Source organism: Parasedimentitalea huanghaiensis (assembly GCF_009753675.1).
GTDB classification, from domain to species: Bacteria; Pseudomonadota; Alphaproteobacteria; order Rhodobacterales; family Rhodobacteraceae; genus Parasedimentitalea; species Parasedimentitalea huanghaiensis.
In genome coordinates, this window is sequence record NZ_WQLV01000001.1 from 437259 (window position 1) to 459826 (window position 22568).

The window sequence follows — 22568 nt, forward strand, 5'->3', positions numbered from 1 at the left end:
ATTCCCATGTTACCCGCGACGGCGACGCCCACCGCCACGACGGCCACGCCCCTCGCCTTCGGCTTCTGGAGCTTTGTTAGATCTGATCCACTCTCCACCATGTGGATCATTGTTGGTCAGGAAGTTGGCGGCACGTATCGCCTCCATTTCGCTTCCTGAACGTGCTTTGGTCGACCCAAGGCCAAACATGGTAACAAAAGCTTCGTCTTCCATGCCTTCAGGTAGGATGATGCCAGCAGCTTCTACAATTGCCTTTTTCTCAGCAATCTTCTTCTGTGTAACAGGCAAGGCAACAGGGTTCATAATGGCACTGGTCATGCCCGCCCCCATGGCCATCGGCAAAAAGGCATTGTTGATACCATGCCGATTAGGCAGACCAAACGAGATGTTTGATGCGCCACATGTGGTATTTACGCCGAGCTCTTCACGTAGTCGACGCACCAATGCAAATACCTGCAGGCCAGCGGTTCCCATTGCGCCAATCGGCATAACCAATGGGTCAACGACGATGTCATGTGCTGGGATACCAAAGTCAGCGGCGCGTTCGACGATCTTTTTGGCTACTGCAAAACGAACGTCGGGATCTTCGGAAATACCTGTATCATCGTTAGAGATTGCTACCACCGGAACATTGTATTTTTTGACAAGTGGTAGCACCAATTCCAACCGATCTTCTTCACCGGTGACTGAGTTAAGAAGTGGTCGCCCCTCAGCAGCTGCAAGTCCAGCCTCAAGCGCACCTGGAACGGAACTATCAATACACAATGGTATATCGACCAAGCCCTGAACCATATTAACGATCTTAGCCATAAGCGGTGGCTCAGTCTCGTTTGGGTTTGGGTTCGAGTTGTAGACAACGCCAGCGTTGATATCCAGAATGTTAGCACCGGCCAAAACCTGTGCCAAAGCGTCTTTCTCAACAGTTGAAAAATCCCCCGCTTCCAACTCGGCCGCCAATTTTTTTCGCCCCGTGGGGTTGATACGTTCACCAATGACGCAGAACGGCTCATCAAAGCCCAGCGTTGCGGTTTTTGTTTTTGATTCTACGACGGTACGGGTCATTATTGATCCTTAGGAGTTGACCGGCTTCGCCGAAGCGCCGCCATTGTTGATCGCCCAATTGGCATTGGTTTTGATCCCGCCCAACGGGAAGAAATGCACATTGGTGATGTTGAAATCTGGGTTTGCAGCTTTGTGCGCCGCCAACTTAGTAATCACATCTGTTGGTTCATATGGCAGCAGCAACTTGGTTACATCCATTGCACGTTTCTGGAGTACCTTCAACGAAGGTCCGACACCACAGGCAATGGCAAATTTAATCAACGTCTGAAGCTTGGCCGGTCCAGCAATACCAATATGGATAGGGATATCAATGCCTGCATCACTTAACGCATCAGCCCATTCAATAATTGGATCGGCCTCAAATGCAAACTGCGTTGCAAGCGCCATTTTAGCGTCGGTTCGTTCAGAGAACTTCTGTTTCCATTTAAGAGCTTCTACGACGTTCTTGTCAGATCCATCGGGATCGATATCCCGATTTCCCTCTGGGTGACCCGCAACATGCAAGCTTCTAAATCCGGCCTTATCGAACAGCCCAGTTTCCAGCAATTGCATCGAGCTTTCAAAATCTCCATGTGGATCTTTGACGCCACCAGCAAGCAACAGGGCTTGTTTGACGTCTGCTTCACCCTGGTACCGTGCGATCCAGTCAGCAAGCATCGCATGATCTTGAATGATACGGGCCGGAAAATGAGGCATCACAGGGAAACCCTGATCATTCAATTTCTTGGCTGTCGCAATCATGTCTTCAATTGGGGTGCCTTCGATATGGGCGACATAGACTCGGGTGTCTTCGGGCAACAGATCGCGAAAATCCTCGATCTTAGATGCGGTGCGCGGCATCACCTCAATCGAATACCCCTGCAAAAATGCTTCAACCTGAGGGTTGACGGGCTGAACACCAGCGGCGTCACGTTTTTTAAAGTTCAACAAAGCCATCACGGCCTCCCATAGTCGTGTCGAGCCTAGGCCCATCCGTCGTTCTGAATCAGCGTCTTAAGAAGATCCTGATCATATTCAGCCTCGAGCCGTTCGGCTTCGGAAACAACAATTTCGGCTGCATCACCTTCTACAGTATAGGAGGCCGCTTTGCGCCATTCTGCCAGGTAGGCATCGGCGTCTTTTGCGTTCACCTTCATGGCTGCGCGGTCGATCGCTTGCTCGAACCGTTCCTCCAATTGGCGCTTAGAGCCACGACGACCCTTTCCGACAATAACCTGCGCCGGAATATCGCGCCAGTAAACGATGGTGACCTCAGGCATTGCTGCTTCCTTCCAGATAGCTCTGATACCTTTGGTTTAGTGCGCCTATGGGAAGCGCGTAGGTCGAATTTCGACAAACCGGGGGTTCTGAGCGACGTTTTCAATATCAGGAAATTACAATTTTGCTTCGTTGAAGGCTACAACCCCGCACCCTCATAATTTTCATCTGCTTTATGAATTTGACGGGAGCGAGTTCAAGCAGATGTCAGACAGAGCGTCACAGCGTCTTGCGTGTGCCTGCCTGCGCACCTATTGTCGGATGTAACACGATAATCGGAGGGCGTGACTCATGGCGCCCAAGCGTTCTAATGGTACGGGCGCGTTCCCCAAGGCGGTAGAGCCACCTGTGCCAGCCCGACCCAATCCTGATGCGCTGTATGCAGCGTTGGATCTGGGTACAAATAGCTGCCGGATGCTGATTGCCCAACCCAAGGGCAGCGGCTTTCATGTAGTGGACAGTTTCTCCAAATCGGTGCAGCTCGGCACCGGGTTGGAGCGGACCGGGCGATTGTCACGGTCTTCAATGGCGCGTACCGTTCAAGCGCTGCGCATCTGCCAACAGAAACTGAAACGAAACCGCGTCACCCACATGCGGCTGGTTGCCACAGAAGCCTGCCGCCGGGCTAAAAACTCGCGAGAGTTCATTCGTCAAGTTCGGCGCGAGACCGGGCTGACATTGGAAATCATTCAGCCCGAAGAAGAAGCACGACTCGCTGTTATCTCTTGCGCACCACTGGTTTCGACCCAAACGGAACAGTTGTTGGTGGTTGATATTGGTGGCGGGTCAACCGAATTAGTGTGGATTGATATTTCATCGGTTCCTCGTCGCGACCGGTCTGCTGCCATTATGCGCCTACACAATGGGTTCCGGACAACCGACAGCCTGTTCCCTGCGGCCAAAGTTGTTGACTGGATCTCGGTTCCGCTAGGTGTGGCCACCCTTCGAGATCAGTTTAACGATGTAGAAGACGACGGCGCGCGCTTTGCGCTGATGAGCTGGTTTTTCGAGGAAAATCTGGCTGATTTTGCTCCTTATAAGGATGTGCAAGCTCGGGCTGGGTTTCAAATTGTGGGTACGTCTGGCACAGTTACAACTGTTGCCGCCTCACATCTCGGGCTAAAACGATACGACCGCACCAAGGTAGACGGATTGCGGATGACCAGTGACCAGATTGACAAAGTTATCCGGGGCTACCTGGATCTAGGACCCACAGGACGACGTCAGGATCCACGCATTGGCGAAGACCGACAGGCCCTAATCATGTCTGGGTCAGCCATCCTGCAAGCCTTGTTGCGGTGCTGGCCAACTGATCGTCTGTCTGTTGCGGACCGCGGCTTACGAGAAGGTTTACTTTATGCCCAGATGAGCGCGGCAGGTGTTCTGGACGATGGTCCGTTTTAAGATTTCAACGCTTCGAATTCGTAGATATCGCTTCCACACCACGACAAATTTTGTTTCGAATTCAAATGCATATGGTCAAGTACTTTGAGTCATATGGCTCCGTAAGTACAGTCAAATAGCTTTGATTGCAGGCTCTATCCTCGTATCGCGTCTTACCAGCCATTCCAATTATCATCGTTCCGCCCTCTCCATTTCTGCGCAAAACTCGCTGCACACTTAGCCCACACACTCCTGAAAAATTACAACGTCAACGATACGAAGCTCTAAGCCCAAAAGAGAGCACAAGAGTGGTGACTTTTTCGGCGCTTTGCTTTAAAAACCTAACTACCCGCTCTATTTTATAAAGCGGGTAGTTTTGGGGGAATGCCGAATGGCAAAAGCTCGGACTTATAAATTAGGTTGCCCAATTGCCCGCGCATTGGACCGCGTTGGCGATCGATGGACTTTACTAATTTTGCGCGACCTCCACGCTGGCCCAGGACGGTTTACAGAACTACAAAAGGGGTTAACTGGAATTGCTGCGAACCTGTTGACCGACCGCCTGGCCAAAATGACAAGCGATGGTCTGATCGAAAAAAATCGAGAAAAGCATGGTGCAGTTCTGTATCAACTTACTCAAACCGGAAGGCGCACAAGCAGCCTATTGTTTGAGCTAGCGCAGTTTGGCAGGCAGTTTCCGCCGCAAGGTGAGGTCTCTCGCCCCGGCAATCTACGAACACTTGCTGTCACGTTAAGCACCGCCTGTCAGCGCGCGGTCACTACAAATACTCACTTAGAAGTATCCATATTGGTTGATGGAGAAGTTTTTTTGCTCATCGCCAGATCGGGTCAAGCAACATTGACTTACCAAGCAGCGATGAACGCTGACCTGGAGCTAAAAACTTCGTACGATGCGATGGTGGCTTTGACCGAAGGGAAGATCACTTTTGAAAAATTTGCTGCTGAAGAATGTGAATTCATGGTTCACACTAAAGGCAAGGAATTCGAGTTTATGGCACTGATGACCGCAGCGCTTGAGCAATTGAAGGGTTAATGCCCCTTTTCCTTTGGCTCGTGTTACCCTAAATCGGCATGAAACACGCTGATGGTTCCAAGTTCTGAACCGACTGGCGGAATGAAACGGATCTATGTGATGGCTAAAACACCAACTGGCAAAAATACCTCTGGACGCGGTCAACGCGACCTTAAGGTAAAGGTCAAAACCGCACGCGGCCGCACACTGAGTTCGAGCCGCTGGCTGCAGCGACAGTTGAATGACCCATATGTTAAGCGCGCCAAGCTCGAAGGCTACCGCGGGCGTGCTGCCTACAAAATCATGGAAGTCGATGATAAATACCGCTTTTTGGTCCCTGGCGCTCGTGTCGTCGATCTGGGATGTGCGCCTGGAGGCTGGTGCCAGGTTGCAGTCAAACGCATCAATGCTCTGGGCGAAAAAAAGGGCAAGGCAGTCGGCACAATTTTGGGCGTCGACCTTCAAGAAATGGAGAGCTTGGCCGGTGCAGAATTGTATCAGCTCGACTTCATGGATGATGGTGCTGACGTTCAGGTTAAAGAATGGCTCGGTAGTAAGGCAGATGTGGTGATGTCAGATATGGCTGCGGCCAGTTGTGGACATAAACAGACTGACCACTTAAGGATCATATCTCTTTGCGAAGCCGCAGCTTATTTCTCATTCGATGTTCTTGAAGAAGGTGGTACTTTTGTCGCCAAAGTTCTTGCCGGCGGTGCCGAAGGTGAGCTTCAAAAACTCCTAAAGCAAAAATTCACGAAAGTGATGAACATGAAGCCACCTGCGTCTCGCTCCGACAGTTCAGAGAAATTCGTTGTTGCAATGGGCTTTAGAGGCTGATGTCAACCAAACCAAGCCCCTAAACACGCCCGTTTGACGGTACCACTAGCGATCGCTCAGCCATAGTGCGCAGCATCAGCGTGTCTTCGCCCTCGCCCGCACTACGGCGAGAGACTTGTAGCCGTCGATTGACCTGGTCTGACGCATTTTTCTGACGCAGCATTTCAAACAGTTGCGAGTGGCGAATTTTTTTACCCAATTTTGTCATCGAAACCCTCTAACCGGTCACCAAACGATCCTTGCTATGGTTAATGGCTAGCTAACAACTAAGCCGGGCAAATGGCCGAAATAAGGCAATTTGGCCACTTTTCGTCAAGAACCATAGTTACGAAGGAGAAAATCACCGATTGCATTGCGGCTCTTGTTCTTCCCCCATCAATTATCACAGCTGCTAGAATCCAGATCCTTGCTTGAGTTCACGCCTTGATCTTCTTCATCAAAAATGCGGATCAACGCGCCGTTAAATTCAGCGCCAAAGATTAATATCGCCGCATTCAAGTAAAGAAACATCAGTGCGGCCATCGCACCAGCTAAGCCAGCATATGTCGCTGAATACCGGGCGAAACCTCCGACATAGACCGAAAAACCCCAACTGGCACCCCACCACAAAAACACTGTCAAAACTGCGCCGGGCAATATCTGTACAAGACTATGTAGGTGCCCAGGCAACCAAACATGACAACCCAACACCGCAAACAAGGGTATAAGCGCGACCAACACCCCATTCACCCCGGTCTCCCATCCCAGAGAGATAGATACCTGGGGAAAATACTCAGACAAATTCAACACAAACAATGGCAAAAGAAATTCGAAAAATGCAACTGCCATAATTCCAGCACCACCGAGAATGACAAACATCAAACACAACAATCTGCTTTTCCAGAATGGCCGTGTATCGCTATCGCGATAGGCTTGAACCATGGCCAATCTTACCGCATCAACGCCATTTGAGGCAAAATACAAGGCCAGAACTCCGCCAAAAGTCATCAGCTTCGAATTAGATGCTGCCAGGACAGCGTACAATTCCCTTACAATCGGTTCTGCTACGGCCTGTGGCCATGCGCCAAACAACAGATCCAGCATATCATCCAGCTGCACATCCTGTGACAACGCTCCGGTAATTGCGCCAGCAAGTGCAACGGTGAACAGGACGAATGGGAACAAGGCCAACATCATCGACATTGCAATATGGCTGCTAAGCACCCAACCTTGTTTTCGGTTAAAACGCTTAGCAGCAGCCACCAGCGCGGGTGGCAAGGCTTGAACAAAAGTCAGCGGCATTGGGCCTGTCTCATCGTTGGAAATTCGGGGGCAAGTACTCCTGGTTGCAGCTAAGCCCTTTGGGCAATTAGGTCTTACGCGCAACAGGTATGCAACAACTTTGTATAGTATCCCCTTGAAAATCTGTCTGATTGAAATCGCTATTGATCAGTATGCTAAGTCTGGAGCTTTATGAACATGAGCAGCTCGGTCTAACGCTAAAGGGAGACCTCAAATGGGGTAAACACCTGATCGCGCGGTCAAGGTGTAGGGCGTGATAAATCGATTGAGACAGGAACAACCCCATGTGGCCATACGTGTGGCTGTGACCAAAAAATCTAGTTGGGACAGAATCTATGTTATCGGTAACTCTTAGCTCACTCATCGTGCTAATCATGTGGACTGCAGCAGGCATATCTGCCCTAAGTGCAGCCCGCACCGCCAGAACACCACAGGGCGCTATGGGATGGGTCGTTTTCTTGCTGGCCCTGCCCATTGTCGCTTTGCCCGCCTATTTGTTCTTCGGCCACCATCGCTTCAAAAACTATCGCGCAACGAGACTGCAATCTGAACGCGTGGTGCGCAAAATCAAAAGTTTCCCGCAGAACCACATCGCGATTCCGGAAAAGATTACAGTCAACCCTGCCCCGTTCCAAGCCGTAGCCGGGCTGCCGATATGTCGAGGGAATGGATTTGAGCTGCTGATAGACGGACCGGAGGTGTTTGACACTATTTTTCAAGCCATGGACACCGCACAGGAATATGTGTTGGTACAATTCTATATCGTTCGTGACGACGACTTGGGTAAGCAATTACGGGACCATATGATTGCAGCAGCCCACCGTGGAGTGGCTGTCTGGTTCATAACAGATGCGGTGGGCAGCCATGCACTGCCCCGGAGCTATTTTGCTGCGTTAGGAGCTGCGGGAGTAAACCTTGTGGATCCGACAACCAGACGAGGACCAAAACACCGATTTCTGTTAAATTTTCGCAATCATCGCAAAACGGTGATCGCAGATGGACAGATTGGATTTATTGGTGGTCTGAATGTAGGTGATGAATACCTAGGGAAAAGTGCAAAAATTGGCCACTGGCGAGATACCCATGTCCGCTTGACCGGTCCAGTAGTCTTGCAGTTGCAGCTGGTCTTTGCCGAAGACTGGCATTGGCTAACAGAAGAGCCACTGTTGGATTTGCTAACTTGGGACGCTGAACATGCAAGTCAAGATCTTTCCGCACTCATAATCGCGACCGGTCCTGGGGACAACACTACCGAAACTGGGTCAATGATGTTTTTCTCAGCGATTTCAGCTGCCAGAAGACGAGTCTGGCTTGCCTCGCCCTATTTCGTTCCTGATTTAGATGTTGTTGCCGCACTGAAGCACGCAGCACTACAGGGTATAGATGTGAGGATCCTTTTGCCGAACAGTATCGACCACTATGCCCCCTGGTTAGCAGCATACTCCTACTTCGACGACCTTCGTCACGCTGGAGTTAAGATACTTCGTTACAACCATGGTTTCATGCACCAAAAAGTCATTCTGGTTGACGATAGTATTGCTGGTATAGGTACAACCAACCTGGACAACCGTTCGTTTCGCTTAAACTTTGAAGCTATGGTATTCTTCTTCGACAACGGGGCTGCACAAAAGGTGGAGACGATGCTTGAGCAGGACTTCTTGCATTCGGTTGAGCTTACGCAAACTCTGGATCAGCAAAAATTCTTGATCCGGATTGGAGCCCCCGTTGCAAGATTGTTTTCGCCGGTACTTTAATTACCATTTCTATCTTCATGTGTAAAAACAAAAACTTTTCCCAGCGCCCCCACTAGAAAAGCTGTACTAATGCCAAATCCGAGCAACCCTGTTACAGCTCCAAAAGCAGCAAAAATACGCAAATCGGGCCCTACAACAACATCGCCATACCCAACAGTTGTGTAAGTCACCAAAGAGAAATAAATCGCTGTATTCCAATCTGGCAACGCCCCTGAAAGAACAAAGCCAGACGACCAAATCCACACCTGCAATGTGTGCGCAAATAGGATGTATGACAGGGCCACTGATATCAGAACCGTCGTGTGCCAAGGCATAAACAACTTACCGAACCGACTGGACATGTTTCGCAAAGCATTGGCACACCGCAGCAAAATGGCAGTTTCCAAAATCAAACATAGTATCAGAACAAGACTGCCCCAAAGTAACTGCTGTAGAAGCGACATCTTGTATCCCTTTGGTTTTAAATACATAATAGTAGTCAGCCTGCCTCCGTTTTCCGGGGCCACTATATTGGACTATTGCGATTTCATGCAATCGTCAAACACTCTCCAATATAGATCTACTTTTGCATCTAGTTTTCGATCTTCTGCACTTTCACTGCTATTGGAAGGTTTTGTATCAATGTCACCACCAGTTGACGTAGAAACCCCAAGCGAAACTGAACCGGATAATCTCAAACGTCCACGGTGGTCTCCGATGGTCAGCCCACGAGGCTTGTAGCCACTGTAGTTTTCCGCCCGTTTAGCGCAGACATCTTTCATCAAATTTGCACGTGCCGGCGCTGCAAGCGCAAATACGATACAAGCAGGTCCCACGAACCAGCCAAATTTACTCATGTGATGTTCACCTTCGCTCAGAGATGCCCTGTTGTCTCCTTGAGCTAGGGCAACGTCAATTCAGTTCTCCAAACCACGCGGCAATCCGCCATCCCTCTTGGTGCTGGACACTCTCCTTCAACAGGTATTCTGTTACACCAACGGATCGCAGTCATATGGCGGATTGGGAAATGACCGATAACACACTGCTTCAGATACGGAATGTGAGCAAATGTTACTCAGGCCTAGGTGAGTCACGCGCAGTTTTACGTGATGTCTCGCTCGACTTACAGGCCGGAAAAAGCATCGCGCTAACTGGTGAAAGTGGTTCCGGCAAAAGCACCCTTCTGCACTTAGTTGGAGCATTGGACTACTACGACAGTGGTGAAATAAAGATCGCTGGCACCAACTTGACCAATCTGAATGACAGTGCCCGATCAGAATTGAGACGCAATACGGTTTCCTTAGTTTTTCAACAATTCAACCTCGTACCCTCGTTGAACGTGGCGCAAAATATTTCACTTCATGCCCGGTTGGCCAACCGTGTCGATCAGACCTGGATTACATCATTGACTAGTCGGTTAGGTTTGACGGAGCTAAGCGATCGCTATCCTGAGCAATTATCCGGTGGACAGCAACAAAGAGTAGCCATTGGTCGTGCCCTAGCTGTACGGCCAAAGTTGCTTCTGGCGGACGAACCAACCGGCAATTTAGATGAAGTCACCAGCACTGCAGTGATGGATTTGATGCTCAATCTTGTCCATGAAAGCGGGGCAGCCCTGTTTTTAGTGACCCATTCGGTACAGGTAGCAAATCAGCTGGACCGAAGGGTACATCTTAGTGCTGGAAAAATTGCATGAAACGTGCAGCCCTAGGAGCATTACTCTCGCATTGGTGGCGTCATCCTTTGCAGCTGATAACATTACTCACAGGACTCGCATTGGCCACCGGACTGTGGTCAGCGGTCCAGGCGATTAATGGAGAGGCAAAAGCCAGTTATAACCTTGCGACCTCCGAGATCGGGGCAAGGCAAAATGAAACCCTCGTCCCTAAAACCGGATTTATTCCTCTTTCGCGTTACGTGGAGTTGCGTCGTTCAGGCTGGAGGCTGTCTCCTGTACTGGAAGGACGCTGGCCGCAAAATACCGGCTCTCTTAGACTTATTGGTGTGGATCTACTTAGCCACCCAACCTTTTCAAATATGGTCGAAAATTCAGATTCCGAGTCCTCCTTTTCTCTTGATGCACTTAGCTCGCAAGAACAGCTATTTCTTAACCCCAAAACGTTGGAACAGTTGACTGTTCATGTTGATTTACCGCCAATCGTCCAATCTGACCAAATTCCGATTGATGTTGCGCTAGGTGACATTAGCCTGGTCGAACGCCTATTGCAGCGGCCGGGTCAGATCACGAGAATGATAATTTTACCCGAGCAACCATTAGGTTTGCATCCGTTGGAAGATCTGGCTCCGGAATTGCAGCGTCAGTCATACGATGCGGGTCAGATGTCGCGGCTGACTGATAGTTTTCACCTGAATCTTACCGCGTTTGGCTTGTTGTCTTTTGCAGTTGGACTTTTCATTGTGCACGGTTCAGTTAGTTTGGGTATCGAACAGCGCCGCGGACTGTTTCGGACGTTGCGGGCAATGGGCGTTCCTTTGCATTTATTGACTGTCCTACTGCTTTGTGAACTTTTGTTGATCGCTATTGTTGCTGGGTCCGCTGGTCTCGTACTCGGGTATTTGATCGCAGCCGCGCTATTGCCTGACGTCAGTGCAACGCTTTCGGGCCTATACGGCGCCACAGTGGAGGGCAGCCTGAACCTACGGCCAGGCTGGCTGATATCCGGCATTGCTATGGCCGTGGTTGGCACGCTGATTGCAAGCACTCAGGCCATTACAAACATCTACAAAATGCCCTTGTTAGCCACGCCTGGACTTCAGGCTAGGGCTCAGGCTGCAAGTAGCCAACAATACGGCATGGCTGTCTTGGGCCTCGCCTTAATGGCTTTTGGAACAGCGTCGATGTTGGTTTTCGATGGATTGATTGCAGGGTTCGCCCTGCTCGCAGGGATGATGTTGGGGACAGCTTTGATGTTGCCATTGCTGCTATCGTGGGTTTTGACACTTGGTCTACGCAATGCACGTAGCGCTCTCGGTGAATGGATCTGGGCCGATATGCGCGCTCAACTGCCTGGGATCTCACTTGCTTTGATGGCTCTCTTACTGGCCCTCGCTACAAACATAGGTGTAGGAACAATGGTTTCCAGCTTTCGCCTCACCTTCCTTGGCTGGATGGATCAGCGATTATCTGCGGAGTTGTACGTAACTGCAAAAGACGAAGACCAAGCGCAGAAACTCGTCCTTTGGTTGACCCGTCGCGATATTACGGTTTTGCCAATTCGCTGGAGCGAAGTGCCGTTCCACGGAACGAAACTACGCATTTATGGTGTGCAAGACGATCCCACCTACAGAGAAAAGTGGCCTATGCTGCAGGTTCAAAACGGGGCTTGGGACCGGGTTTCAAATGGCACTGCCGTGATGATCAATGAACAGTTGGCCCGTCGACGTAATCTTTGGCCGGGCGATGATTTGAACCTTACACCCAGTTGGAAAATGACGGTGGTTGGTGTCTACTCTGACTATGGCAACCCGCACGAGCAAGCGATCGTTACTCTACCAGTACTGCTGCGACATGCTGACAACGTTCCAAATCTTCGGTTTGGCTTGCGGCTCCCCCCATCAGGTGTTCAAAACTTAATTAAGGAAATCCAGCAAGAGTCTGATTTCGAGGGTATAACAATGGTTGACCAAAATGACCTAAAAGCCCGTTCGCTTGCTGTTTTTGACCGTACATTTGTAGTAACCGGCGCATTGAACCTGCTCACATTGGGGGTCGCAGGGTTTGCAATCCTGACTAGCCTATTGACATTGTGGAATATGCGTTTGCCACAACTCGCACCAATTTGGGCATTGGGGATCACGCGACGCCAGCTTGCATGGCTGGAGTTGTGGCGCAGTCTTGCGCTGGCTGCGCTGACCGCACTTCTTGCCCTGCCTCTTGGGTTGCTGCTGGCCTGGCTGCTTCTATCGGTAATTAATGTGGAGGCTTTTGGCTGGAAGCTGCCAATGTACATATTCCCTCTAGACTGGCTGCGTCTTCTTGTGATGGCTTTAGTCGCAGCGGCCATCGCTGCCGCAATCCCTGCCCGCAAACTCGCTCTCATCAAACCGTCTGAGCTACTTAAGGTATTTGCTCATGAACGCTAAGTCCTTTTTGACGGCAATGTTTCTATGCTTACCAGCCCCTGCTTCTACTCAGGGATTTGCTGGGCTCGGGACCAATGCAAATGGGTTCGCAATCCCACAGCAGGGAACGTTTTTGTCTTTCCCTGCGGACCACGGATCACATCCGAATTTTCGTATAGAATGGTGGTACTTAACCGCCAACCTTAAAGGAGATGATGACCTGGAATATGGGGTCCAATGGACCCTATTTCGGACTGCACTAAGACCCGGATCGGAGGATGGGTGGAGCAGCCCACAGTTGTGGATGGGCCATGCGGGCCTAACGACGCCAAACCATCAGTTCTTTGCTGAAAGATTGGCTCGTGGTGGCATCGGTCAAGCTGGCGTTACGGCCGACCCCTTTATGGCCTGGATCGACAATTGGGAAATGACCACCGTAGGGCCAACCCTTCAACAGCTGAACCTGAAAGCCAGCGGGGCTGACTTTGCTTATGAACTGGACATGTCGACACAGGGTCAACAGCTGGTTCTGCATGGCGACAACGGTTACTCTGTCAAATCCGCTGGAGGACAAGCCAGCTATTACTACTCACAACCCCACTACCAGATCACAGGTACGTTGAGCTTGCCTCATGGTCCTGTAGCGGTAGTCGGACAGGGCTGGCTGGATCGAGAGTGGTCAAGCCAACCCTTGGCCGAAGATCAAAGCGGGTGGGATTGGTTCTCTCTGAGTTTCGATAGCGGCGATAAGCTGATGGGGTTTGTACTGCGGGGAGCCAGCGCTGACTTTACCTCAGGCAGTTGGATATCAGCGGATGGAACGGTAACAGCTCTGCAGCCCGGCGACTTTCAGGCACTCGCGCTGAAACATAGTAACGTTTCTGGAAGGAGCATCCCAACAGAATGGAAAATCACCCTACCGGCGAAAGAGCTATCTGTTGTAATTCAAGCCGTTAACAAGCAAAGCTGGATGGGTACATCCTTTCCTTATTGGGAAGGGCCTGTCACCATCTCAGGCAGCCACACTGGCCGCGGATACTTGGAAATGACTGGATATGAATAGGGGCGCCCTAAGGCACCCCTATTTAGTTTAACGGACAACAAAAACAGAGCAGCTTGAATGGCGGACCACTCTGGCAGCATTTGGCCCCAACAGATAGTCCTGCAAATCTGGCTTATGTGCTCCAATCACAATCAGGTCAGACTTGGCCGTCTTTGCGGTTTTCAAGATTTCCTGATAGGCAGTCCCTGTGGCAACCAAGTGACGGATCTTTGCGTTACGCTCAGCCCCGACGGCTTGCTCACAAACCTCACGCAGTCGTATGGAGGTTTCCTTGACCGCTTTCTCATGATGATGTTCTTCAAAGAAACCCGACACCCAGCTTTCGCCAAAATCGGGCAAAACCGTCACCACATCAAGCTGCGCACCGTCCTGTTCAGCCAGCTTAGCCGCTTGAACAAGGACCATATTGTCAATCTCAGCATTACCAAGATCAACAGCGCATAAGATAGACTTGCTCATGCCGGTACTCCTTCTTTACTAGCCCGCCCGCGCTGCAGCATGGCCACCAGTGCCAACAATAGTAACGCCGGTAAGAACACCAGTTCCTTTGGCAATTGATCTGCGGGAGCTTGAACCGCAGTGATTTGAACGGGCTCGTCACCGTAGAAATCAAAGCTCTCGATCTTGGTCGAAACCGGCGTGCCAAACATTGGCTCGTCCAACTTCATCAACCCATCTTCTTCAAGCAGCATGAACCCGTAGGTATCAGCACGAGATTGCCCATCGCCCTCTCCTTCTATCACCATAACCAAGGTGGTAGATTTTACTTTAGATGTATCGAAATCCGGGCCTTGTACGGTAATACGTAGCTCAGATCCGACTTCCGCAGCAGTCAAGGCCTGCACCAGTTCGGTTGGTGCGACATCACTATGGGCGGGCATCAGCCGATCCATAAAGAAGTCAGGCCTAAACAGAGCAAAGGCGACAAACACCAGTGCGACGCTTTCATAGATACGCGATCGGGTAATGAAGTAGCCCATGGTCCCGGCTGTGAACACCAATATGGCTATTGTCGCTGAAATCGCGACAAGTATGCCCTGCCCTAACGTGACATCAATCAACAATAGGTCAGTGTTGAAGATGAACACAAAAGGCAGTGCCACTGTGCGCAACGAGTAGAAGAACGCGATGAATCCAGTCTTGATTGCATCGCCACCCGACACCGCCGCAGCAGCAAAACTGGCGAGCCCTACTGGCGGCGTTACATCCGCCATGATGCCAAAGTAGAACACAAACAAATGCACCGCGATCAATGGAACAACCAATCCAGATTGCGCACCAAGCTCAACCACAACCCCTGCCATCAAAGAGCTGACAACAATATAGTTGGCGGTGGTCGGAAGACCCATACCAAGAACAAGTGAAAGCAGCCCAACCAGAATGAGCATCAGGATCAAGTTTCCGCCCGACAGGAATTCGACCAGATCAGCCATCACCTGACCAATACCCGTCAGGGTCACTGTGCCAACGATGACACCAGCTGTCGCTGTTGCCAATGCGATACCGATCATATTGCGGGCACCTTCAATCAGGCCATCCCATAGATCGGCAACACCTTCCTTAAAGGCATTGGCCGTTTCGCTTTCACCGCGGAACATAGCCTTGATTGGTTTTTGGGTCAGCAGGATGACAAACAGCAACAACGTCGCCCAAAAGGCTGACAAGCCAGGTGACTTTTGCTCGATCATCAGGAAGTAAACCAAGACAATGATCGGCAACAAATAGTGCAAACCGGCTTTGTAGATTTCGCTGACAACTGGCAGCTCAACCACCTTGGCGTTAGGGTCATCCGCAACGAGATCCTCAACTCCTGAGGCAACCCACAACAGCGCAACATAGATCGCGCCGATAATGGCCGACATCACCAGACTGGACACACCAGGCATTAGATATGCAACAAGCTGAACCGGGTATTTCACGCCGTAACACAGCGCAGCAAATCCGGCGAAGAACAGTGCCATGCCGCCAATGGTTCGGCCCATCGAAACCACTCGATTGCCTAGTGTTGGCATGTTCCGTTTAACAGCTTCCAAATGCACAATGTAAACCAGCGCAATATAGGAAATCGTTGCAGGCAGGAAGGCATGGGTAATCACTTCGACATAAGAAATGCCGACGTACTCCACCATCAAGAAGGCCGCAGCCCCCATAACGGGTGGCATGATCTGACCGTTGACGGACGAGGCAACTTCGACCGCACCAGCCTGTTCATTGGAAAATCCAACACGTTTCATCAGTGGAATGGTAAAGGTACCAGTTGTCACAACATTGGCAATCGACGAACCGGAAATCAGGCCGGTCGCAGCAGATCCAACAACCGCAGCTTTTGCAGGACCACCACGCAGGTGACCAAGTGCGCCAAAGGCCATCTTGATAAAGTAATTGCCTGCCCCAGCTTTGCTGAGCAATGCGCCAAACAACACAAACAGGAAGACAAATTTGGTAGAAACACCCAGCGCAATGCCAAACACCCCTTCCGAGGTAATCCACATATGGCTCATCGCCTTCTTCAGGCTGGCACCTTTCCAGCGGATCACATCCGGCAGGCCGTCCCAAGAGCCAAAGAACACGTATCCTAAGAAAATCACCGCGATGATTGCCATTGCCGGGCCTAACGCGCGACGCGCGGCTTCGAACAGCAACACTAGACCGATCAATGCAAACCATTTGTCTACATCGTCAGCCAGCCCCCCAGAATTCACAACTTTCTGATAGAAAATATAGCCATACAGCGCAATGAATGCTCCACCTACGGCCATGAGCCAGTCTTGGATAGGGACAAAATTCCGCGGGCTGGTTTTCAGCGCCGGATAGGCCGTAAAGGCCAGAAATATAGCAAAAGCCAAATGGATCTGCCGCGAGTTGTTCACCACGCTGCCTGGAAGCAGAACATTCGAAAGTGGTGAGGCCAGAATGACCTGAAACACCGACCAAATTACCGCAACAATTGCCAAAAATAGCCCGATAGACCCTGGTGGGTTTCGTGCGCCGGCGTCCGAGGACGATACCAGATCTTGCAATTCTTCTTCGGTAAGCGGCCGATTTTCATGAACATTAGATGTCATGGATAATCTCCCCTTTGGCCGTCGTCTTATACGCGGCCTTAATTTTTGACGTTTGGGCTGCCCCAAGCGTAAAACGGGGCGCTAAAAGCGCCCCGCCGTATTACATAAGTAGGATTATTCGATCCAACCTTGCTCTTTGTAGTACTTGGCAGCGCCAGCGTGCAGCGGAGCAGACAGACCTGCAGTTGCCATTTCTTCAGGCTGAAGGTTGGCAAAAGCTGGGTGCAGCTTGCGGAACGCATCGATGTTTTCAAACACCGACTTAACCACGGTGTACACAGCTTCTTCCGAAACCTTATCCGAAGTCACAAAAGTTGCGCCAACACCAAATGTCAAAGTGTCTGCATCTGACCCGCGATACATGCCACCAGGAATGGTAGCTGTCCGGTAGAACGCATTGTCGTCGATCAGGCCAGACACCGAATCTCCGTCAACAGTAACCAGAACGGAATCACAGGCTGTTGTGGCTTCCTGAATGGAGCCCGAAGGGTGACCAACGGTGTATACCATCGCATCAATCTGATTATCACACAGCGCCGCAGACTGCTCAGCAGCTTTTAGCTCGGTTGCCAGAGCAAAGGCATCCATGCCCCAGCCTTTAGCTTCCAACAAAACTTCCATTGTGCCGCGCTGACCGGAACCAGGGTTACCGATGTTTACGCGCTTACCTTTGAGGTCATCAAAGTTGGTGATGCCTGCATCTGCACGTGCAACAACTGTAAAGGGCTCAGGGTGTACCGAAAACACAGCACGCAGACCTTCGAACGCACCAGCGTCAGAAAACTTGGATGTGCCGTGGAACGCATGGTGCTGCCAGTCTGACTGTGCAACACCAAACTCCAGTTCACCTTCGCGGATGGTGTTGATGTTGTAGACTGAACCACCGGTAGATTCGACCGAGCAGCGAATTCCGTGCTCTTTACGGCCTTTGTTGACCAGACGGCAAATCGCGCCACCTGTTGGATAGTAAACGCCGGTTACGCCACCGGTGCCAATTGTGATGAACTCTTCAGCCATTGCTGCAGGTGCCATAACAGCAGCCGCCAGCAAGGCGCCGATGGTCATTTTTGTGTTTTTCATGATCAAGTCTCTCCCACTTGTATTATGTACAGATCGGAAGACAGCCAATTTACGTTCTTAAAGGTGACCCATTTAAGACGTTTGAAAGGCTTGGTAGGCCTGTTTTTAGCTTTATCCCCGATCCTGTCGAAAGGTTTCATTGCCCTAAGTTCAAGTCAAGAGTGCACATTATTGTCGCACCCCTTTGTCAGGTGAAAATCGCGTATTTGACAACCGCAGCGAAACTTTCCCCGTCCCTGACAAAACAACTCACCTTCAATTTGCCGTTTCGCTCGTTACGACCAACAAACAGGTCGCAGAAATTGTCAAAATTGACCCTACGGCAACTTCAAGCATGACAAATCGTAAAAAAACCGCTATGCACTCGAAAATTATTTTTGGTCAGTTTACACAAGACTTTTTTGGGAGACATTTAGTGACATTGTTAAGCCAGTTAATTTCAGACAATCCATCAATCGATAGTTTTTGGTCACTGGAACGCTGCGTGTCAGTGGCTGCCCGCTCTGAACCTCATGGCCCGCGATCTCCACTTATGTTTGATGTTGAACCAGAATTTCGCTCAACCCCACGTAAATGGGATCTTATTTTAACTGCGGCCTATGAACGTGGTATGCGCGCGCGTTAAATCACCTTTACCGTTGTCGCAGAAATTAGCCGAAATGTCGTAGTACCGATGGACCTTCGCGAAACAGGCGCCTAATCTCTCGCTCTGGAAAATCCTTTTTCCAAAACAGAGTCGAGGAGCCTTCATGCAATACCACCGCCCAACTAGCTTCAACGAGGCTGCCGCCTTAGCCAATCAAGCGACTGGTGAAACCCGCTTCTTGGCTGGTGGGACTGATGTATTGGTGCAATTGCGCGCCGACATCGTTACACCCGACACCCTAATAGACATTAAATCCATTCCAGGTGTTGGCGATATATCCCAAGCCCCAGATGGAAGCTGGACCATAGGGATAGCTGTCCCCGGAGCTGAGATGAGAGAGCATATTCAACTCGGTAAGGATTGGCCGGGATTGGTCGAAGCCATGGATCTGATCGGTTCAACTCAGGTCCAAGGACGCGCCACATTGGTAGGAAACCTGTGCAATGGGTCACCCGCTGCTGATTCCGTACCTGCAATGGTCGCTGCTGGTGTAGAACTGTCAGTAACTGGCCCAACTGGCAGCCGTCGTATCGCGGCGGTTGATGTTCCAGTTGCCCCGGGACGCACCTCTCTCGCCAAAGGTGAAGTTGTGTCAGCCGTTCATGTTCCTGCTCGTGGTAAAAACGCAGGCGACGCCTATTTGCGTTTCATTCCCCGAACAGAGATGGATATTGCTGTAGTTGGATGCGCTATAAACTTGACGCTGGACACAGATGGTACTGTCACCGCAGCGCGGGTTGCGCTTGGTGCCGTAGCACCAACCGTATTGCTGGTTGAAGACGCAGCCAACGCTCTTATCGGCAGCTCATTGGATGAAGAGGCCCTCAACCGTTTGGCTGAAGCCGCTTCAGCAGCCTGCAACCCAATTTCTGACAAGCGTGGCACCGTCGAGTTCCGTACTCATGTCGCCGGCGTGCTGGCAAAGCGCACCGCCAAAATAGCCTATGCGCGCGCTCAAGGAGAAAACACATGAAGAAAATTCACGTTACAACCACTGTCAACAACGACAATGTCGAGTTTCTGTGTGACCCGCGTGAAACACTATTGGACGTCCTCCGTGATCGCCTAAACCTGACTGGTGCCAAAGAAGGCTGCGGAACGGGCGACTGCGGTGCCTGTTCGGTCACTGTAGATGGACGCTTGGTTTGCTCCTGCCTAGTTTTGGGCGCTGAGGCAGAAGGCAAGAAAATTGCGACTGTTGAAGGCATTGCAAAAGGTGAAGAACTGCACCCTTTGCAGCATAAGTTCATTGAATATGCAGCCCTGCAATGCGGAATTTGCACGCCGGGCATTCTGGTCGCTGCAAAATCTCTGCTAGAGAAAAACCCAGACCCAACTGAGACCGAAGTTCGCTATTGGCTCGCAGGCAACCTGTGCCGCTGCACTGGTTATGACAAAATCATTCGCGCCGTGATGGATACGGCAGCAGACATGCGGGAGGCTTCTTAATGGCTCTGGACGATCAAAAACCCTCAGGTTTCAAATTTGTTGGCACCTCCCCTGACCGCCCAGATGGTTTGGACAAGGTCACTGGGCGCGCCCGATTTGGTGCAGATGCCTATGCCCCCGGCATGCTGCATGGGGCCGTCGTTCGCAGCCCTCACGCTCATGCTCGGATCGTTCGAATTGACACATCCAAGGCCGAGGCGCTGGAAGGCGTCAAAGCTGTTGTAACCCGTGCTGATTTTGTTGATGGGCTACAGGGTGAATTTGGCTTTGTACTTGAAAACGTCATGGCCGGCGAAAAAGCACTGTATGATGGCCATGCAGTGGCCGCGGTTGCAGCAAGCTCGCAATTGATTGCCCGCGATGCAGTCAAACTGGTCGAAGTTGAGTATGAAGTTCTACCACATGTGACCGATGTTGATGCGGCCATGGCAGAGAATGCCCCGGTACTAAACGACAGCTATGCAGATGCATCAGTGCCTGCAGGGCACCACCCTAATGTCGTTCGTTATCACGACAGCGGCCACGGCGACGTTGATGCGGGCTTTGCCGAAGCTGATCTTGTCATCGAAGACAGCTTTAAAACTGAAGCCACTCACCAAGGCTATATCGAACCACACGCCTGTTTGGCCTCCCTTGGCGGCGATGGTAAAGGCGAGTTGTGGTGCACAACGCAGGGTCATTGGATTGCGCAAAAAACCTGTGCTGCATTGGTTGGTATTGACACATCGCAATTGCGAGTCACAGCATCTGAAATCGGTGGTGGGTTTGGTGGTAAAACCACCGTATTTATTGAACCCGTCGCATTGGCGCTGTCTCGCAAAGCAAATCGGCCGGTCAAGATCGTTATGACCCGTTCCGAAGTGTTTCGCGCAACTGGCCCGACCTCGTCCACTTCGATGGACATCAAAATTGGCATGAAGAAAGACGGCACCATTACCGCCGCTCAGGGTATCTTCCGCCTCCAAGGTGGAGCATTCCCCGGCGCGCCGATGGAGTTCTCAGCCATGTGTGCCTTTGCGCCTTATTCACTGACTAACGTCCACCAGGTTGGCTATGATGTGATTTCCAATCGCCCAAAGCAAGCCGCCTACCGGGCCCCGGGTGCACCAATGGCTTCATTTGCCGTTGAATCAGTCATTGACGAGCTCTGCAGCCAATTGGATCTGGACCCAATCGACGTCCGTTTGAAGAATGCCTCACGCGAAGGCACAAAAGCGTCTTATGGACCCAAGTTCGAGCGCATCGGACTTGTTGAAACCCTTGAGGCAGCCAAGGCACACCCGCATTACTCAGCCCCACTAGAACCCGGACAGGGTCGCGGAATTTCCTGTGGTTTCTGGTTTAACCACGGCGGTGAAACCTCTGTTTCTCTTGCTCTTTCCGAAGATGGTACTTGCCAGATATCAGTCGGCACGCCGGACATTGGCGGCTCTCGCGCGTCGATGGCGTTAATGGCCGCTGAAGAACTGGGCATCCCTTACGAAAACATCCGGGTCACCATCGCAGATACAGCAACGCTTGGTTACAACGACGTTTCCCACGGGAGCCGGGTGACCTATGCATCTGGACTAGCCACAATCAAGGCAGCCAAAGATGCTGTTGGAAAACTGTGTAAACGCGCCGCTGCAAAATGGGGCATCCCTGAAGATGCGGTCTATTGGGAGGATGGCTGCGCCAAGCCGTCAGGCGCAAATGCTGGTAATTTTGATCCGATGCCACTGGCAAAAATCACCAAAAGCATGGGCCGCTCCGGAGGACCAATTTCCGGGCATTTCGAAGCTACTCCTGAAGGTGCCGGCGTTTCATTCGGCACCCATATCGTAGACGCCGAAGTGGATCCAGAAACGGGCAAGACAGCTGTGGTACGCTATACAGTCATTCAGGATGCAGGCAAGGCTATCCATCCGTCATATGTAGAGGGCCAATTTCAGGGTGGTGCTGCGCAGGGTATCGGATGGGCGCTGAACGAGGAATACATCTACGGTGAAGACGGTCGGTTGCAGAACTCGATTTTCCTGGATTATCGCGTGCCGGTCGCCTCGGATTTGCCGATGATCGACACAGTGATTGTCGAAGTACCAAACCCCGGCCACCCCTACGGCGTTCGGGGGGTTGGTGAGACCGGGATTGTGCCGCCACTTGCGGCCATTGCGAATGCGGTATCCGCTGCTGCTGGTGTCCGCTTGCGTCACTTGCCGATGTCACCTCCTCGCATTTTGCGCGCCCTGAAAGACAAAGGTTAAATGGTAAAGGTCCATCTTTGGTCCGGTCTGCGAACGCTCACCGGAGGGTTAGAATGTGTGGAGGTTGAAGCCTCCACCACTGGCCAGCTATTGGCCGCTCTAAGCCTGAGCTATCCTGAGCTGGAACCGGTAATTGAATCAGGAGTATCGATTGCGATTGACGGTCGCATCATCGCCACCAGCCTGACCGAACCGGTATCAGCGGAGAATGAAATCTTTCTGATGCAACGTTTGAAAGGCGGATAGAATTGGGGCTCTGCCCCAAGCCCCGGGATATTTCTAGCTAGATGAAGATGGATAGAAAATCAGGCCCGCCGGTTACACAACCGGCGGGCCTTTGTGATAAATTACAG

22 protein-coding genes are annotated in these 22568 nt (G+C 51.2%); 12 read left to right on the forward strand and 10 right to left on the reverse strand.

Annotated features, from left to right (window positions below; genetic code table 11):
* Positions 1-9 precede the first annotated feature (9 nt).
* Genes GO984_RS01975 through GO984_RS01985 form a run of 3 tightly spaced genes read right to left on the reverse strand, consistent with a single transcriptional unit; the run spans position 10 to position 2321 of the window.
* Positions 10-1062, reverse strand: coding sequence for a dihydropteroate synthase (locus GO984_RS01975; RefSeq protein WP_157020889.1), 1053 nt, complete (start codon positions 1060-1062; stop codon positions 10-12).
* 9 nt (positions 1063-1071) lie between these two features.
* Complete coding sequence (locus GO984_RS01980; RefSeq protein WP_157020890.1) at positions 1072-1998, reverse strand: methylenetetrahydrofolate reductase; 927 nt, start codon at positions 1996-1998, stop codon at positions 1072-1074.
* A 26-nt stretch (positions 1999-2024) separates the two neighbouring features.
* Positions 2025-2321: a virulence factor gene (locus tag GO984_RS01985; RefSeq protein ID WP_157020891.1), complete on the reverse strand. Its 297-nt coding sequence runs from the start codon at positions 2319-2321 to the stop codon at positions 2025-2027.
* Positions 2322-2610: 289 nt separating this feature from the next.
* On the opposite strand from GO984_RS01985, the gene GO984_RS01990 reads away from it, so the two are divergent.
* The 3 genes from GO984_RS01990 (at position 2611) to GO984_RS02000 (ending at position 5572) form a co-directional block, all read left to right on the forward strand.
* Positions 2611-3723 (forward strand): Ppx/GppA phosphatase family protein, encoded by a 1113-nt coding sequence (locus tag GO984_RS01990; protein ID WP_157020892.1) that lies wholly within the window; start codon positions 2611-2613, stop codon positions 3721-3723.
* A gap of 370 nt (positions 3724-4093) precedes the next feature.
* Positions 4094-4756, forward strand: a complete 663-nt coding sequence (locus tag GO984_RS01995; RefSeq protein WP_157020893.1) for a winged helix-turn-helix transcriptional regulator — start codon at positions 4094-4096, stop codon at positions 4754-4756.
* A gap of 99 nt (positions 4757-4855) precedes the next feature.
* Entirely contained in the window at positions 4856-5572 is a 717-nt protein-coding gene (locus GO984_RS02000; RefSeq protein WP_157021200.1) for an RlmE family RNA methyltransferase, read from the forward strand.
* Positions 5573-5591: 19 nt separating this feature from the next.
* Here GO984_RS02000 and GO984_RS02005 read toward each other — a convergent pair whose 3' ends face one another.
* Together GO984_RS02005 and GO984_RS02010 are read right to left on the reverse strand one after the other, a co-directional pair.
* A complete protein-coding gene (locus tag GO984_RS02005; RefSeq protein WP_157020894.1) occupies positions 5592-5780 on the reverse strand; it encodes a hypothetical protein in 189 nt (62 codons plus the stop codon).
* A 167-nt stretch (positions 5781-5947) separates the two neighbouring features.
* Entirely contained in the window at positions 5948-6853 is a 906-nt protein-coding gene (locus GO984_RS02010; RefSeq protein ID WP_157020895.1) for a YihY/virulence factor BrkB family protein, read from the reverse strand.
* A 335-nt stretch (positions 6854-7188) separates the two neighbouring features.
* Between GO984_RS02010 and cls the strand changes: the two genes are divergently transcribed.
* The gene (gene cls / locus GO984_RS02015) at positions 7189-8607 is read left to right on the forward strand and encodes a cardiolipin synthase (RefSeq protein ID WP_157020896.1); all 1419 of its coding nucleotides are present in this window, start codon (positions 7189-7191) and stop codon (positions 8605-8607) included.
* Here cls and GO984_RS02020 read toward each other — a convergent pair.
* Positions 8604-9077, reverse strand: a complete 474-nt coding sequence (locus GO984_RS02020; protein ID WP_245230962.1) for a potassium channel family protein — start codon at positions 9075-9077, stop codon at positions 8604-8606. The two genes, cls and GO984_RS02020, sit on opposite strands and share 4 nt — an antisense overlap.
* Positions 9078-9122: 45 nt before the next feature.
* Positions 9123-9443: a hypothetical protein gene (locus GO984_RS02025; RefSeq protein WP_157020898.1), complete on the reverse strand. Its 321-nt coding sequence runs from the start codon at positions 9441-9443 to the stop codon at positions 9123-9125.
* A gap of 170 nt (positions 9444-9613) precedes the next feature.
* Between GO984_RS02025 and GO984_RS02030 the strand changes: the two genes are divergently transcribed.
* The 3 genes from GO984_RS02030 to GO984_RS02040 are packed head-to-tail and all read left to right on the forward strand — an operon-like array spanning position 9614 to position 13732.
* Positions 9614-10282: an ABC transporter ATP-binding protein gene (locus GO984_RS02030; RefSeq protein ID WP_157020899.1), complete on the forward strand. Its 669-nt coding sequence runs from the start codon at positions 9614-9616 to the stop codon at positions 10280-10282.
* Positions 10279-12690 (forward strand): FtsX-like permease family protein, encoded by a 2412-nt coding sequence (locus GO984_RS02035; RefSeq protein WP_157020900.1) that lies wholly within the window; start codon positions 10279-10281, stop codon positions 12688-12690. Before GO984_RS02030 ends, GO984_RS02035 begins: the two co-directional genes overlap by 4 nt.
* Entirely contained in the window at positions 12680-13732 is a 1053-nt protein-coding gene (locus GO984_RS02040) for a lipocalin-like domain-containing protein (protein WP_157020901.1), read from the forward strand. The genes GO984_RS02035 and GO984_RS02040 overlap by 11 nt, the downstream gene beginning before the upstream one ends.
* A 27-nt stretch (positions 13733-13759) precedes the next feature.
* Here the strand turns inward: GO984_RS02040 and GO984_RS02045 are convergent, their stop codons facing one another.
* The 3 genes from GO984_RS02045 to GO984_RS02055 form a co-directional block, all read right to left on the reverse strand.
* Positions 13760-14191: a universal stress protein gene (locus GO984_RS02045; protein ID WP_157020902.1), complete on the reverse strand. Its 432-nt coding sequence runs from the start codon at positions 14189-14191 to the stop codon at positions 13760-13762.
* On the reverse strand, positions 14188-16797 hold the full coding sequence (locus GO984_RS02050) for a TRAP transporter permease (protein ID WP_157020903.1): 2610 nt from the start codon (positions 16795-16797) through the stop codon (positions 14188-14190). The genes GO984_RS02045 and GO984_RS02050 overlap by 4 nt, the downstream gene beginning before the upstream one ends.
* A 114-nt stretch (positions 16798-16911) precedes the next feature.
* Positions 16912-17877, reverse strand: a complete 966-nt coding sequence (locus tag GO984_RS02055) for a TAXI family TRAP transporter solute-binding subunit (RefSeq protein ID WP_157020904.1) — start codon at positions 17875-17877, stop codon at positions 16912-16914.
* A gap of 334 nt (positions 17878-18211) precedes the next feature.
* On the opposite strand from GO984_RS02055, the gene GO984_RS02060 reads away from it, so the two are divergent.
* The 5 genes from GO984_RS02060 to GO984_RS02080 all read left to right on the forward strand — a co-directional run bounded on the left by GO984_RS02060 (position 18212) and on the right by GO984_RS02080 (position 22461).
* Entirely contained in the window at positions 18212-18502 is a 291-nt protein-coding gene (locus tag GO984_RS02060; RefSeq protein ID WP_245230963.1) for a hypothetical protein, read from the forward strand.
* Between the two features lie 124 nt (positions 18503-18626).
* Positions 18627-19496, forward strand: coding sequence for an FAD binding domain-containing protein (locus GO984_RS02065; protein WP_157020905.1), 870 nt, complete (start codon positions 18627-18629; stop codon positions 19494-19496).
* Entirely contained in the window at positions 19493-19972 is a 480-nt protein-coding gene (locus GO984_RS02070) for a (2Fe-2S)-binding protein (RefSeq protein ID WP_157020906.1), read from the forward strand. The genes GO984_RS02065 and GO984_RS02070 overlap by 4 nt, the downstream gene beginning before the upstream one ends.
* The gene (locus GO984_RS02075) at positions 19972-22215 is read left to right on the forward strand and encodes a xanthine dehydrogenase family protein molybdopterin-binding subunit (protein WP_157020907.1); all 2244 of its coding nucleotides are present in this window, start codon (positions 19972-19974) and stop codon (positions 22213-22215) included. The genes GO984_RS02070 and GO984_RS02075 overlap by 1 nt, the downstream gene beginning before the upstream one ends.
* Positions 22216-22461, forward strand: coding sequence for a MoaD/ThiS family protein (locus GO984_RS02080; RefSeq protein WP_157020908.1), 246 nt, complete (start codon positions 22216-22218; stop codon positions 22459-22461).
* Positions 22462-22568: the final 107 nt, after the last annotated feature.